Annotated in this window: 11 protein-coding genes; all 11 read right to left on the bottom strand. The window is 32.8% G+C overall.

Translation table 11 applies throughout. From position 1 onward, the window contains the following. Positions 1–120 precede the first annotated feature (120 nt). The 11 genes from Q7C23_RS05950 to Q7C23_RS06000 all read right to left on the bottom strand — a co-directional run bounded on the left by Q7C23_RS05950 (position 121) and on the right by Q7C23_RS06000 (position 16,231). Positions 121–1,119, bottom strand: a complete 999-nt coding sequence (locus Q7C23_RS05950; RefSeq protein WP_375031643.1) for a zinc dependent phospholipase C family protein — start codon at positions 1,117–1,119, stop codon at positions 121–123. A 152-nt stretch (positions 1,120–1,271) separates the two neighbouring features. After that, positions 1,272–2,249, bottom strand: coding sequence for a YeiH family protein (locus Q7C23_RS05955; protein WP_375031644.1), 978 nt, complete (start codon positions 2,247–2,249; stop codon positions 1,272–1,274). 74 nt (positions 2,250–2,323) lie between these two features. Then, positions 2,324–3,223 carry a LysR family transcriptional regulator gene (locus Q7C23_RS05960; protein WP_375031645.1) on the bottom strand — a complete coding sequence of 300 codons (900 nt, stop codon included), beginning with the start codon at positions 3,221–3,223 and terminating at the stop codon, positions 2,324–2,326. 6 nt (positions 3,224–3,229) lie between these two features. Then, positions 3,230–4,015, bottom strand: coding sequence for a hypothetical protein (locus Q7C23_RS05965; protein WP_375031646.1), 786 nt, complete (start codon positions 4,013–4,015; stop codon positions 3,230–3,232). Between the two features lie 41 nt (positions 4,016–4,056). Further along, positions 4,057–6,084, bottom strand: a complete 2,028-nt coding sequence (locus Q7C23_RS05970; RefSeq protein WP_375031647.1) for a hypothetical protein — start codon at positions 6,082–6,084, stop codon at positions 4,057–4,059. A 120-nt stretch (positions 6,085–6,204) separates the two neighbouring features. Further along, complete coding sequence (gene fabG / locus Q7C23_RS05975; protein WP_375031648.1) at positions 6,205–6,951, bottom strand: 3-oxoacyl-[acyl-carrier-protein] reductase; 747 nt, start codon at positions 6,949–6,951, stop codon at positions 6,205–6,207. A gap of 479 nt (positions 6,952–7,430) precedes the next feature. Beyond that, on the bottom strand, positions 7,431–8,777 hold the full coding sequence (locus Q7C23_RS05980) for a DUF4302 domain-containing protein (protein WP_375031649.1): 1,347 nt from the start codon (positions 8,775–8,777) through the stop codon (positions 7,431–7,433). A 10-nt stretch (positions 8,778–8,787) separates the two neighbouring features. Beyond that, positions 8,788–9,648, bottom strand: a complete 861-nt coding sequence (locus Q7C23_RS05985) for a substrate import-associated zinc metallohydrolase lipoprotein (RefSeq protein WP_375031650.1) — start codon at positions 9,646–9,648, stop codon at positions 8,788–8,790. 16 nt (positions 9,649–9,664) lie between these two features. Continuing rightward, positions 9,665–11,143 carry a RagB/SusD family nutrient uptake outer membrane protein gene (locus Q7C23_RS05990; protein ID WP_375031651.1) on the bottom strand — a complete coding sequence of 493 codons (1,479 nt, stop codon included), beginning with the start codon at positions 11,141–11,143 and terminating at the stop codon, positions 9,665–9,667. Between the two features lie 11 nt (positions 11,144–11,154). Beyond that, positions 11,155–14,880: a SusC/RagA family TonB-linked outer membrane protein gene (locus Q7C23_RS05995; RefSeq protein WP_375031652.1), complete on the bottom strand. Its 3,726-nt coding sequence runs from the start codon at positions 14,878–14,880 to the stop codon at positions 11,155–11,157. Between the two features lie 238 nt (positions 14,881–15,118). After that, the gene (locus tag Q7C23_RS06000; protein WP_375031653.1) at positions 15,119–16,231 is read right to left on the bottom strand and encodes a FecR family protein; all 1,113 of its coding nucleotides are present in this window, start codon (positions 16,229–16,231) and stop codon (positions 15,119–15,121) included. Positions 16,232–16,319 lie beyond the last annotated feature (88 nt).

Consider the following 16,319-nt stretch of genomic DNA (forward strand, 5'->3'; position numbering starts at 1 on the left):
AGTTCGCTATGATTGACAAAAAGAAAGCCTCAAATTCTTATTGAATTTGAGGCTTTCTTTTGAGTTATTGTTTCTCATTTCAACCTGAAACCTGAAACTAAAAAACTTGAAACAAAATTTTTAATCATTTTGATTCTGCATTCCAAAAAGGTCTCCCTTTTGATACAATTCAAGATCATCTTTTAAAGCTTGATTATTTCGTTGTGTAACTGCAGATGAATCTAAATCGCTTAAGTCTGGCTTTCCTGCATTTACCCACGCAGTGTACCAAAAACTAGCTGTCGCAGTAATGGCTTTTCTCATTTGGCTTTCAACCATTCCATTCAACTCTTTGTGGAGTTTTTTAGCATAATCTTCTGAGAAAACAGCAGTATTGTATTTGCTTTTCAAAACTTTTCCATCAGCATCCATCTTGAAAACCTGATTTTCAGGAGTTGCAGTTCTTAGTTTTTTATCAATATCTAATAATGGTTGAGCTAAACTATGTGTATCATTAACCATATCCCAAACTGCTTTATGAACATCTCCATAATATTGCGCCTGTGGAACGTTTAATTTATAATTTTTAGCAAACAATTCTGGTAATCTGCTTTCCCAAAGTGAATGAATTCCTTTTTGATCACTCAATTGTCCGTCATGATTTGCAGAAGTATGCAGCGGCATATGAGCATCACCAATATAATGTCCTAAATCAGCAGCAAGAAATAAAATTTCCGCTCTGTTTTTATCTTTAAAAGCTTTGGTTAATTTAACCATCATATCTTCAATATACCAAGGTAAAATTCCGTTATCGTTTAAGAATTTAGCATTGTATTTTTTCTTTGCTTCTTCCATCGTTTTTGGCAAACTGTCGGCAGAACCAAAGTTTTCCATATCAAAATAATGTCTTGGGTTTTCGTCTTTATAATTCAGTGCATATTTACGAATGTCCGGAACAGAAGCTTCCTGCGTAATAAAGTCAATATGATTGTAAAAAAATATTTGTACTGGGCGAGGCAAAGCCATTACTGCTGCTTTATTAATACGCTCGTGACCAACGATTCCCCATGATAAGGTCAAAAATCCAATTCCTAACGCAAGAAAAGCAATTAGTCCTGGTTTCATTTTAATGTTTTTCATTTTTTAAATTTGTTTGAGGGGGCAAATTTATCTCATTTAAAGGAAATTCAAAAGGAAACCAACTAAGAATGTAATAATTTAATTTTTTTTAGGCTTTTAAAGATATAATTGCAATAAAATCATTTTTGCAATTATATCTAATTTTATTTACATCAACTAAAATATAAGATTGCCATCAGACTTAAAGCTGTAATAAATACCCAAAGAAAGATTCCTTGCAATAAAGGCTTTACTCCTACTGATTTTAAAGTATTTATATTTAGCGTTGCTCCAATTAAAAACAAAGTTATTGTTAAACCGATTTTAGCAATACTCACAATATGCGGAGCAATAGTAGCCGTTGCTGGCACGTATGTATTAAAAAGCATCGCCAAAATAAATAAACCAATAAAATACGGAATCTTGATTTTTGTTCCGACACTTCCGGATTGATTTTTAAAAAGTACTGCTGTTCCAAGGGAAATGGGAATAATCCACAAAGCCCTGGCTAATTTTACTGTTGTTGCAACCTGTAATGCTTCTGCACCGTATTTATTTGCTGCACCAACCACAGAACTGGTGTCGTGAATAGCAATAGCACACCACAAACCAAAATCTTTCTGAGACAAATCAAGTTGATGCCCGATAAACGGAAAAACAAATAATGCGATGGAATTCAGAATAAAAATAACCCCCAAAGCAATTGAAGTCTGATTTTCATTTGATTTAATTATCGGAGAAATTGCTGCGATGGCACTTCCACCACAAATTGCTGTTCCGCAGGATATTAAATGCGATGCTTTTTTATCTGTTTTAAGCCATTTCCCTAAAAGGATTCCGAAAATCAAAGTGCTAAAAATAGAAAAAATAGTTAATAAAAACCCCTCTTTTCCGGCTGAAATAGCCGATGAAGCATTCATTCCAAAACCTAAACCTACAACTGAGAATTGCAGTAAAAAAGTAATAGCAACTTGATTGAATGAAACAAATGGATTTCCGAAAACATTTACAACCAAAACCCCTAAAAGCAAAGCAATTGGCGGAGAAATAACGGAGAACAAACACAAGCCTATTACCAAGCCAAAAACTGCCTGCTGGAAGTAAAGATTAACTGTGAATAAATGAGTTTTGGAATGCTGTGTCGTTTTCAAAATAAGCTACTTGATAATTATTGTACAAAGGTCTGCTATATAAATTGAAAACACCAATCGTAAAACACAATTGACTATAACTTTAAATTATAATAAGCTGATAAATTTTGAATAAAAAGTTCTGATAAAGAATCAGATTTTCCGACTAAAGTAATGATGTAAAAGTATCTTTCAATAGACAAATTCTCCACATCTAAAACAACCAGTTCATTGTTTTTAAGTTCATTACCAACCGCGTGGATTGACATGAAAGCAAAACAATCTGAGTTTAGTAAATATGATTTTATACTTTCAGTACTTCCTAATTGCATTTCGACCTGTAAATCAGTCGTCATTTTTACGCCAATTTGTTTTAAAGCATATTCTATAACTTCAAGTGTTCCTGAACCACGTTCTCTGGTTATAAAGCGCATTGATTTTAAATCATCTACAGCAATTTCACTTTCCTGTACCAACGGATTTCCGCTTCTACAGACTAAAACTAATTCGTCTTTTAAAAATGGGATATATTTTATTGACTGATTTTTAGACTGTCCTTCAACAATTCCAATTTCGATTTCTTTATTGATTAAAGCATTTTCGATTTGTTCTGTATTTCCATTTAGCAGATTAACCTTGATATCTTGCTGCTTTTGATGAAATCGTGCCAAAACAGGAGAAATAATATATTGCGAAATGGTAGTACTTGACCCTAATCGCAGCAAACCTTGACGTTCGTTGATAAATGAACTCATTTCAAAATCGATTTCTCTGTAAATTTCAAAAATGCTTTTGGTGTGTCTTAAAAGAATTTCTCCTGCCGGAGTTAAAGCGATTTTTGAGCCATTTCGTTCAAAAAGCTTGGTTTTATAAGTTTCTTCAAGTTCCTGGATGTGTTTTGAAACTGCTGGCTGCGAGATATACAATTCACTTGCCGCTTTAGTAAAATTAAGGCGGAGTGCAACGGTGTAGAATACTTTTAGCCTGAAATCCATTTTTATTTAATATTTTCCAATTGATTCAACCCCATTTTCCGAAAATCTTAAAATTTCAGTTGTAATTGGATATCCCGATTTTTCATATTCTTCAAGTACAACAGAACCGAGACGTTCAGAAAAATACTCTAAATCTTGCTCTCCAAAAATGTAACAAAAGTCTCTTACAGGTATAACTGCATAAAAAGGAAAACCAATATTATCCTTAACTAAATCCTTAATTTTTAATGTAAAGAGACAGGCGCTTTTAAGCCAAACATCTTCAATATTAATCATTCCAAGTGTATGACTATCGATATCTTCAACCTCTATCTGAACTTTATCTAAAAAAATGTCTAGGTTTAAATCAACTTGTTTTTTAAAATCATCTAAATCTAAGTTCCAGTCTATCAAATCATCATCAGAGACAAATGAAAAGCTATTATTAGTACTTACCATAAACACTTTACTAAATTCATTTGTTACCTTTTCATATATCAGATTTTCAAAATCAAAGTCATTAGGAAAAAACTGAATGTATACCTTATTTTTTATTTCCTCCCAATCTTCTTTTTTTGATGAATGGGAAACAATTACATTAATTAAATCTGTAATATGACTATCATCATAATCTCTTTCATAATTACGTCTAACATTATCTAAACTTATTTTTAAATAAGATTCTTCCACGTTTACATTAATAAACCCATCTTCATCAATAGAATCAATAATTAAGCCTTTGCTTTCAAGTTGCATTTTAAACTTATTAAAAACAACATCATCGTTACTATTATTTTTAAATGGATCGAACATAAATTTACATCTTACTTAATTTAAACAATTTTTAGCAACTACTACAACAACCCGTTGTATTTCCTAATAAACCACTCAGTCGTCAATAAAGCAATAATTAAAATTAATAACCAAACCCAATCAATTAACGGTGTTTTTGTCGAAATATTTTTCTCGATCGACTTGTATTCTTTGTTTTCTAAAAGTGCATTAATTAAATCATTAGCCTGATTTTCAAAAAAAGCTTTTCCGTTGGTTTGTAATGCCAATTGCTTTAATTTTAAAACATCAGGATTTACAAATTGTTTTTCGATATCAAAATCCAGAATTTCAAAATGACTTGAGTAAGATGTATTTGAGTTTAGTTCTTTTACAGAAAAATTATATTTTCCGGCTGTTAAACCGTCCAGATTCACAGAGAACGAATTATTTCCTTTTAATAAATCGTAATTTTTATTTTGTTTCGTTTCGGCGTTTGTAACGGTAATAGTAAGTCTCGCCTTTTCATCAAACTCATAATTTTTGTTGAAGTATTGCGCGTTGATTGCAATTGCTTCACCTGAATTGTAAAAACTTTCATGAGCGACAACCAACGACTTTTTGGAAGTTGAAGAAGCCAAATATTGGATAATCTTATCTATAAAAACATCATATTTTTCAAAGGACTGATTGTCGATATGACTTTGTAAACGCCATTTCCAACTGTTTTCTCCTAATAAAAAAGCTGTTCTTTTTCCTTGATTTTCGGCGAAAGCCAATAAAGGAGCATTTGTAGCAACGTTTCTAATTTTTGAAGAAAGCAAAACAGAGACATTTCCATTTGTCGAAATTGTTCCGAATAAATTTTGTAGCGGTGGGAAATTTTCAAAACCAAAATCTTCAATAGCAAACAAATTGAACTGAGATTGAAATTCAGATAAATAATCTTCTTTTTGCCCGCTCATTTTAAAAACCAAATTATTTTGTTGTTGGTTCAGAAAATTAAAATCAGTGTTGTTACCGGTAATAATAAAAGTGTTTCTTCCGGCTGCTTTATTATTATCAAAAATTGCTTTGAAAGCTGCCGTTGGCTGATATAAAACTAAAACAGAAACTTCTTGCAATAAATTCATTTCATTTGGCTTAACCAATATCACTTTACGTTGTGCATTAACTTCAATTGAACGTTTTAACGACGCAATATCAGGATGATTTATCGCCGAAACGATGGCAATAGTTGATTTCTGATCAATTACTTCAACGGCAAAATTCTTGATATTATTGTAGCTGTTTTTCTCTTTTACGCTGGATGAAATGCTTGCTTTAAAAATTTGCAATCCTACTTTATCAGCAGGAAGAAGTACATTTATTGTAGCTGTTTTTTTAGAAGGAGAAAAAGAAACTTTCTCTTTTGCAACAACCGAATTTCCTTGTGAAATTGTAAAATCTGTAGTTGTAGCTTTATCTCCGGCATATTGCAGAAAAACTTCAACAGGAAATTTATTTTTATGAAAAGCGTATTTGTTTACGTTAAGCTGATTAATTTTTAAATCAAAAAAAGTAGTTGTATCTCCCACAACCAAAGGATAAACTTTATTAACAGGATCAAATCGATATACATAATCGTTTCCTGTAGTCTGATTTCCGTCTGTAATTATAACCGTTGGGAAAACCAGGTTTTTGTTGATGCTTTTTAAATTCTTGGCTACTTCATCAAGATTGGTTTGTTTTCCTTTGAAATCAAATGTAGAAAAAGGTTTAAAATCAGCATCAAACTGATAAGATTGAATTTCAAATTTTTCCTGAAGCGCTGGATTTGAAATTAATTTTTGATACAGTTCGACAACTTTTTTGTCTGATTTTAAAGCTGTTATTGAACTCGAATTATCAACTGCAATTGCGAGTGGTGTTTTAGTGATTTCAAGCGAATTTTCAGAAACAATCGGGTTTATTAATAAAACCAACAATCCGAAAATGGCCAGAAAACGTAAAAAAGCCAAAAACACAATCACATTGGATTTGTTTTTGGCTTTAAAATAATATTGAAAATACGACAAACCACCCGCTATTACTAATGAAAGCAATAATAATAGAATCGTATTTGTAGTCATATATATTAGTGTTCAGTAATCAGTTTGTAGTGATCAGTTTTTTAAATCGTCGAATTTTAGTGATCAGAATTTTAAAATCAGAAAACTGAATACTAAAAAAACTGAACACTGAAAACTTTCTTAGGTTAACATTCCTCCACAAACATTAAGTACTTGTCCTGTAATATAAGCACTCATATCTGAAGCTAAGAAAAGACATGCATTTGCAACATCTTCAGTAGTTCCTCCTCGTTTCAATGGAATACCATCTCTCCATCCTTTTACTACATCTTCAGGTAATTTTGCCGTCATCTCTGTTTCAATAAATCCCGGAGCAATTGCGTTACAACGAATATTACGAGAACCTAACTCTAAAGCAACTGATTTTGTAAAACCAATTGCGCCAGCTTTAGAGGCAGCATAATTCGTTTGACCAGCATTTCCGGAAACTCCAACTACTGAACTAATATTAATAATAGAACCTGCACGTTGTTTTAAGAAAGTCTTTTGAATTGCTTTAGTCATATTAAATACTGACTTTAAGTTTACATCAATAACCTGATCAAAATCAGCTTCTGACATACGCATCAATAAATTATCTTTTGTAATTCCCGCGTTGTTAATTAAGATGTCAACTGTTCCGAAATCAGCCAAAACAGCATCAACAAAAGTTTGCGCTTCATTAAAATCGGCCGCATTCGATTGGTATCCTTTTGCTTTAACTCCTAAAGCATTCAATTCAGCTTCTAACGCCTCTGCCGAAGCTACAGATGAACTGTATGTAAAAGCAACATTTGCTCCATGCTTAGCAAAAACTTCAGCAATTCCTTTTCCAATTCCACGACTAGCGCCCGTAATAATGGCAACTTTTCCTTCTAGTAATTTCATATTCAAAATTAATTTTAATATTTATTTGTAGCTATTCCTGCTATGAATGACTTGCCAAATATATGATAATTCCCTTTTTAAAAAAATAACAATCGTAATAACCTATCAACAATACATTTTACACATTAAAAATTTTGCATCCTCATGTCTCTCAAAACTTACTAAAAATGGCAATCTCAATAAATAAAACCACAAACATGTATAACATGTATTACTCGCTAAATCAAAAAAAAAGCTTTTCAACAGCAAAACTCTGCAATAACAAACCTGAACATCTTAAGATAAAAATTCCTGCTATATAAAAAGAAAACATATCTAAGATATTATTATTTTCTTGGGATTCCTACTATATTCATCATTGATTTCTTTCGCAATTTCACTAACAAAGCTCTATTACTCTTTAATGAAAAAAAAAAAAAAAAACAGCTCAAAAAAATGAGCTGCTCTTCCTCCAAAATTAAAATCAAAACTAAAAATTCTTAATTAAGCTTCCACGTCGTCATTCTAAACGGACTTGACGCACTAGTGAAGGTATAAACCGGTTCAGAATAAACTAATCTGAAGCTTTCTTTTTTTACATAAATTCCCTCCGGATCCATCAAATATTTATCAAAACTTGCAAGGATTGCCGGCGTTGCTACAGTTGTATTCCCGTTCCAGGATTGATGCTTAAGTATCATTTTTTTACCTGCTTCATCTTCTTCAACAGTAACAAAATGCTGTAAAGGCCCTCTTCCTACGAAACTGTAATAAATAAAGGTTCCAATCCTGCTATTACTATAGATTTCAACAGTTGAAATACTTTGCCCCTCCGGTAAGGCTGCATTAATCTTTTCTATTTCTGCATAAAACAATGCAGAGTTAGTTGGTGCCTCTACAGTATAATCATCGATAAAGAATCCAAACCAGCCAAATGGTTGTCCAGGAAGCAATATTTTATAATCATCAGTTAGCACTAATGGCTTGTCTGTATATTTTATAACAGCACTTACACCATTTGTTCCAGTTGCAGTAAAACTTCCATCAGCATCATTATAAGTAAAATCGCTTAATTTTTGCCCACCCACTTCAACAGCAGGACTTACCACAATTCCGGTTGGAGTATATCCAACTCCCATATTGTAACTTACAGAAAAACCGCTTTCTATAGAATTTGATTCAGCAAAACGAGTAGCCGCTGTAAAAGAGAAATCAAATTTATGAATAGCCGTACCATCGTTAGTCTCAAGCAGTCTAAAAAGCGGCCTGTCTTCTCCTCCTATAACATTCTGTTCCATTACAAGATTCTTTGGCAGATCTACCCAATCTTCGGCTGTTGCTTTTACAAAACGCAATTCACGATTATTTCTATTGGTTCTAAAAACAATATCGCCATTTTCTTGTCCGTAATACAAAAATTGAAAATCTCCTAAATAACCTTCTGCTTCGAGCGAAGGAATTGGATAACTATTCGAGTCTGATAAAAGGTGAATTCTGTTTTTAGTGGTAAAGACGACACTAACAGTACTGCCTAACTGAATTTCATATTCACTTTTATACGTTTTAGTATCACTATCAAAATCGGAAGCCATTTGAACAGTTCCATCTTTTGCAAACCTGAATAAATGTGTGTATCCGCCTAAAACCGTGTTATCTGTAAAATAAACTGCTTTCCATCCAAATTCTGAAGAAAGCAATAACTCATTTAACTCTGTTTTTTGAGCATTTAAACGCTCTGTCGGCGTTTGGTCAAACTTTTGTTCAGCATCTGTATTATCGTTACAGCTGCTCAAATGCAGAACTAAAAGTGCTGCAAATAAATACTTATATAGGTGTTTTATTTTCATAATAGTTCTTTTAATTATTTATTACAGCTGTTGTGTTTTTTTCTGCCTCATCTCTTAAAGCATAGAAATCCATATTAAAAGCTTCCTTGAAATACTTTACCACAATGGCTTCTTTTGCTTTTAACGCAGCAAGAGCAGTCGGGCTTTGGATACCCGCTAAAAACGCAGCATATTCTGCTTTTGAATAGATTAGGATCATCGAAGCAGTTTCTGCAAAATCTTCATTGATATTTGATCTTGCATAACTTGTAATAAATCCAAGTTCATTTGATTCCGGTATTTCATAATTATACCAATCCGCTGTATAACCTCCTGGCGTCAATAGTTTCCATGCTTTTTCATCAAATGGTTTATTCTGGTTTAGAATATGAATGTACTCGTGCTGAATTGTATGTATAAACTCCGATACATTTGCGCGATTTGATTGATCGATATAATCAGTTTCAAACAAAGTAACTCTCTGTCCACCTTCGGCTAAACCTAAAGTTCTTGTACCAACACTATTTAAGTTCACCCCTCCTACCAAAACAATTTCTCTTGGTGCTATTTTTTTCACGAAATCAGGACCTCCGATTGTTGCGTAACTTTTAAGCCAAATTGTTTGTACAATTTCAAGTGCAGGCTTTACTTTGTTAATTGTTGGAGGAAATAGATAACGATTGTTATCAACGGTATTTTGATTCCATTTATATTGAACATTAATATTATATGGATTCAGGTAATTAGTAGTTATCCAATTATCTAAGTTTGTTTTCACTGGTTGTGTATAGTCTAATTGACTTTCTTTCAGTTGATCATCTCCAGCACATGAAATTAGAGCTATCGAAACTATTGCTAAAACCGCAATTTTATTATATTTTAATAATTTCATAATTTTAATTTTAAGATTATCTAGGATTAAGTTCAACTCCAGTACTTGATGCATGCAATGGAATTTGCAATGCTCTGCGGTTATCATCCTTTAGTAATATATTGGCCGCTTTGTTTGATGTTTCATGTTTTACGACAATATTAAAACGCTTTACATCAAACCATCTCAAGCCTTCATGTATAAAATCTCTTCTTCTTGTTTCTGCAATTGCTTTTACATAAGAGGTCTGCACTGGCGTCATTGCATAAAAGGGAGTGTATTCATCTGGAACAACAGGAAATTTCGCTACTACTCTTGCCTCAGTCAACTTATCTGTTGTACTATCGTATGTTGGTGTTCTTGTTGCCAGAAAATACTCTAATTCATCATTTGCCAGATCTATTTGACCTTTCATAACATGAGCCTCTATTCTGTTTAGAAAAAACTCATCGTTACTAAGCAAAACTTCAGCAACATAAGGATCTCCAATTCCAGCTGTTACATTTGAGTATTTAAAATATTCATAAAACTTTGGCAGAAATAATGTGATACTACCGTTAGATGAATAAAAGTTATAATAATACGCTTTCCCAAAAAGGTTAGTATTTCCTCCAAAAATTTCTGGCCGACCTGTACCTGATAAATTAAAACGGTTTAAAGAATACACTCTGCTCACAATTGAATTTGCAGAAACAATCAACAAGTTTGTTTCAACATCACTGCTTCCATATTTTAATTGCTGGTCTTCAACACCTATAGATTCATAAGTAGAAAAATCTCTTAATTTACCTTCTGGTCTTGAACCCAAATCATCTGACAATTCAATAACCCTGTCCCAGTCTCCTTTTATTAAATAGAATCTACTTGCAAAGGCTTTTGATGCATTTATATTAAAATGAAATCTTGGTTGTTTGTAATCGTTTGTTACATATTTTAAACCTTCTTCGATGTCTTTTTCAATAAAATCAAAAACTTCGGCAACAGTATTTCTTTTGTATTTAGTCAATAATTCTGTTTCTGGTTTTGTTACGTATGGCACTCCTAAATCTGATGCTGCCGTTGCAGGATTGTAACGTTTTGACCAAAGTGAAACCAACATAAAGTGAGAATAAGCTCTTGCTATCAGTGCTTCTCCTTTTTGTGGATTAAGACTTGTTGGATTACCTAATTCATCGATGGCTTGCAAAGCTTTGTTTGCATGGGCGATTGCTTTATAACATGCATCCCAATAGTAAGCCTGTGTATCAATATTTGTCGTTTCTGTCTGAATCAGCCAATTATAGTTCTGCTCGTTATTTGCTAACGTTTCCGGCATTCCGCTGTCAAAAACGTTATCCGACATTGTTTCTGCAATCTCGAAGTAGCTCATTTGAGGATAAGCTTCAACTAGCAATTCTGAAATTTTTGCAGGTGTATCAATTTCAGTTCTGTTGTCTGGTTTTTCTGACAGGAAATCATCACAGCTAGTAATACTTATAAGTATTAACAGGGATAATGTTATTTTTAAGTTTTTCATGATTTTGACTATTATAATGAAAGGTTTAAAGTAAATGTATATTGAGATGTTACTGGTAAAGCAACTCCTCCAGAATTACGAAACTCAGGATCCTGACCATTTAATCTTTTATCAGAATAAAGTAGCCATGGATTAACCGCAGATCCTTTTAAAGTAAATGTACTTACTCCTATTTTTCTTTTGAAATCACTAGGAAATTCCCAACTTAATGATATATTTTTTAATCGGATAAAATCGCCATCAGCAATACGAACATCAGAATAATTATATGTATTGTACGCTTTTGCAAGGTTACGGGGACCATCATAATTAGCATTTAAACGTCTGTCTGCTATTACCGGAACATTTGTAAAATTTTCATCTCCGGGATTGATCCAACGGTTTGTAAAATCTTTTGTAAATACAGTTAAATCATCATAGGTACTGTCGTAAATTGGATTTAAGCGAACTTTGTTTCCTCCTGACCCAACAAAAAACACATATAAGGACCAGTTTTTATAAGTAAATGTATTCGCTAGACCAATCGATTTATTAGGCTCGATCGATCCTTCATATTTTAAATATTTAGTAACATTTAAATTATCCTGAAAATTAGCTTCTGTAATGTTGTTTTCAGCTCCATCTTGCAAAATAAACGTCGGAAGACCTTGATTGTTTAGACCTGTAAATTGGTATGAATACAATGAATTTCTCGGATGACCAACTGTATTTCCTCCATTAGCATCGATTAAATCAAATGCTGTTGGCGTATTTTCTAATCTTGTAATTTCCTGATTATAAACTGAAAAATTAAGTGTTGTAGACCATTTAAAATCCTTGTTATCAAAGTTTTTAGTTGTAAATGCAACCTCTAAACCTTTAGTTTCCATATCGGCATTATTTCCTTGCCTGATTCTTTGACCACCAATTCCTGAAGTAATTACATAATCAACTAAGTCAAATGCTTTACGACGATAAACATCAGTAGTAAATTGAACTCTGTTATTAAACATTCCAAGATCAACACCTATGTTAGTTTCGAACTGTTTTTCCCACGTTAGATCACTGTTTTGTAATTCCTCAATTCTAATTGCTGTTTCTCTGTCATCAAGATTAAAACGATCCGTTACAGCACTTTTATAGATTGCCAAAGAGTTTGTTGCAGGACCTGCAGTAGCAGTTAAACCATACGAAGCTCTTAATGCCAAAGTATTTACAGACTCCACGTTTTTCATGAATTTTTCTTCAGCTACATTCCACTTTCCACTAAAGGTATAGGTTGGAAGCCATCTTGATGAATTACTATTTCCTTGTCTGTTTGATCCGTCATAACGTCCTGTAACAGAAGCTGTATAACGACGATCGTAAGTGTAACCTACTTTCCCGAAGAAACCAACTGTTCTTTCTTTTTCTTCATTAAAGCCATAGTAAGAATCTCCTCCATTAATTATTTTTTCAATTATTCTTGGGTCTGTAAATGCTGTCAATCCTCTATCGTATTGTAAACCTGCAGCGGTAAAATTATCACTTGACCTGTCTACTACTCTCATCTCAGTTCCAAACAAACCTTCTACTTCATGTTTATCGCTGAATGTATTTCTGTAATTAACACTATTTCTTAAGTTATAAGATGTCATGTCGTTAGTGAATTTTCTTAAGAAACCTCCATTTGGCAAGACAGAAACTTTTGGTGCATTCAAATCATTTGGATCCTGGTATAAAAAGATATTATCGTTTCTTACTAGAGTATTTACTCCATCTTCTCCATCCGGAGTTCCGGCTTTGTAAGCTCCTACAACGTTTGAACCTTCTAATATTTTATGCTCACGACTCGTATTTGCGTAACGAGCTGAACCTGTTAAATTATAAGTTAAGTGTGGTGATATTTTGTAATCTAAATCCAATTGAAAACGAATATCTTTTACCTCAATTTCCATATAATTATTGGCCAATTCGTTAACAATATTCATTTTTGCCCAGTTATTTCTGTAATATTCCAGATTACCATTTTCGTCGTACGGACGCAAGGTTCTACTTGTATTTAATACATAATTGAATGGGTTAATATCAAAATCACGAGTTACTTTACCAAAAACAACATCTTTCTCACTTTCATAACTTCCCGGCGCACCCTGATCACGAATAGACGCTAAAGTAGATAAGGTGATATTTAATTTATCGTTTACATAAAATGTCCCTTTTATGTTACTTGAAATTTGTTTTACATCATCGGCAATAGTCCATCCCGGATCTGTATAATAACCTAACGAAGCATAAAATGTATTGTTTTTTCCTCCCCCAGAAAAACTTAAAGAGTGATTTTGCGTAATGGATGGTCTAAATAAAACATCAAACCAATCTGTATTGGCCATTTCATATTTTCTTAGGAAATTATTACGACTAACGGGATCATTATTTACTAAATAAGTTCCTGTTGCTGGATTATAAGTATTTATTGCTCTTCCTAAAATGTTATATGCTCCACCATATCTTCCATTTACTGTTGAAGGCAAATCAAGGTATCCTTTAGCTTCCATCTCCTTAAAAATACTCATTGATTCCTGAGAATTTAAAATGTCATATTGGCTGTAGTTTGGAACTGTTCGAACAGTTTGCTCTAAACCATATGTTATTTTTAAGGGCGAATCTCTACGACCTTGCTTTGTTGTGACAACCACAACCCCATTTAATGATCTTGAACCATAGATCGAGGTAGCCGATGCATCTTTTAGAATTTCAATACTTTGAATATCATTCGCGTTTAAACCGGCTACAGATGAGCTCAATAATGTTTCTGAGTTTCCAGATGCTAAATCTGCAAATGACATATTAATAATATCTTCCTGAACAACACCATCAATTACCCATAAAGGTTTTGTATCACCAAAAATAGAAGAAGATCCACGAACTGTAATTTTAGGTGCTGTTCCAAAAGTACCTGTTACGTTTTGTACGGTAACCCCTGCTGCTTTACCTTCAATCATTCTGCTTACATCAACAACCCCATCGACTTTCAATTCAGTTCCCGAGATTTTACTAATGGCTCCTGTAAAAGTTCTTTTAGAGGTTTTTTCGTAACCTGTAGTCACCACAACTTCTTTCAAATTTTGACCAAGCTCATTTAAAACTATTGTTGGATTTGTGTTAGAAATTCCAACTTCTTTAGTTTCCATTCCAACATAAGAAATTACGATTACAGTACTATTGGCTGGCATTTCAATAGAAAAATTACCATCAAAATCAGTTAAAACTGCAATTTTGGTTCCCTTAGCCATAACTGTCGCCCCCGGCAAAGGACTTCCGGTTGCATCTGTTACTTTTCCTTTAATAGTTGGTCCCGCTAAAATTTCGAATAGCGAATCGTGATTGGTTGCATTTGAAAATGGATCTGAAATCGCATTTTTCTGCAAAATAATCTGATTACTAACTTCTGAGTAAGTAATATTGAAAGGCACTAAAATTCGGTTAAGAATACTTGACAAAGTTTCTTCATTTGCCTGAATACTAACTTTCTGATTTAATTGTGGCAATCTTGAATTATAAGAAAATTTTACATGTGCCGATTTTTCTATTTTAGATAATGCATTGTCTAAAGTTAAATTTGCAACTGTAATTGTGACTTTTGTATCTAGTTTTCTTTGCCCATTTACACTGTTTGCCATAGTAACACTTGAAAACACAAGTGCTAAGACAAACTGAAATAGCGTTATTTTCATGATTCGATGGAGTAATCGTTGTTTAACAACTGGTTTTTTCATAATTTTGGTTTGTTTTGATTAATACTGTTCGCGTGTATTTTAAGAAACGTACTGAATTGCTCTTTACAGAGAGGAATTCAATTTTATAAGTGTCGATAATGTTACAGCATTTCGGCACTTTTTTTTATGCATATTGTTTTTACATAGGCATTAAATATTAGTTTGGTTTTGGTTGATTTTTACTTTTTTATCCAGGCTTTAAAAGTTTCTCTAAATAGTTACAGCTATAAAGATGATACTAATTACAACCTTCAGATGTTATGGTTATTTGATTTCCGTTCATTTCGAAATTGGTATTTGTACCAATACTTTTACAAATAATTTTTAATTTCTCCGTTAACGGCTGATCACTTAGTGAAGTGGTAAGATGGCAATCTTTTAGCATATTCTTTGGATAATCGATATCAACTAAATAGGCCTGCTCGATTGTCTCAAAAATTTGAGATACGGGAATATCAGTAAATTCAAAACTTAATTGCTCAATATTACCAACATTACGCACTAATGCTTCATCTTCAGTAATATTTGTTATTTTATTGAATTTTAAATCACTACGTAAAAAACGAAGTGCCTGATTAGGAAGCAAAACAACTTCCTGTTGATCTGATTTCGCCACCAGATCATTTGATCTAACCTTCACTTTACCGGTGCGAACAAGAACTTCAACATCTGGCTGATCAGAATAAGCTTTAACTCGAAAACTAGTTCCAACTACCTTCGTAACGATCTCGTTTGCATAAACATAAAAAGGCTTTTTTGGATTTTTACTAATTTCAAAGAAACCTTCGCCGGATAAATAAACCTTTCTTTCGTTTCCGGTAAAGATTTTAGGGTAACTTAATTTACTATTGGGTTGTAATAAAACGGAACTACCATCAGATAATGTAATAATCTGAGGTTTACTGGAATTATTCGTCTGTTCCACTAAACCTTCACTATTTTCATCAATCAATTCTTTATAAGTAACAACATTGTCTCTGCTGATATGGCTTTTATAAAACCAAACCGACATTATACAAAAGAATATACTTGCAGCAATTCCACTAACAAGATATTTCCTAAAGAAATTATCTCGTGAGTTTTCAATAAAATTGATTTGATTTTCTTTTTCTTCAATTTTGATCCAGGTCGTTTGTAACGCCTTATGAATATCAGAAGAAGATAAATTCGACTCCGGCACTTTCATTGCCAATAAAAAATGTCTCGCATCTTCAACTAACTTTGCACGGTGACGATTTTCTAATGTCCACTCTTCCCAACCATCTTCATCAATTTTTAATAAAATCCATGACTGGAACGATTCATCAGACAAAAAGTCTTCTATTTCGGTATATGTATTACGTTTTTGCATCTAAAAATGAGGTTACAAAAACATAGAGGACAGAACTCTTAATACATACTCACTAAATTGTGATTTTTTTTATTTTTTTTGAAATAAA

The sequence above is a fragment of the Flavobacterium sp. LAR06 genome (genome assembly GCF_041946075.1).
Lineage (GTDB): Bacteria > Bacteroidota > Bacteroidia > Flavobacteriales > Flavobacteriaceae > Flavobacterium.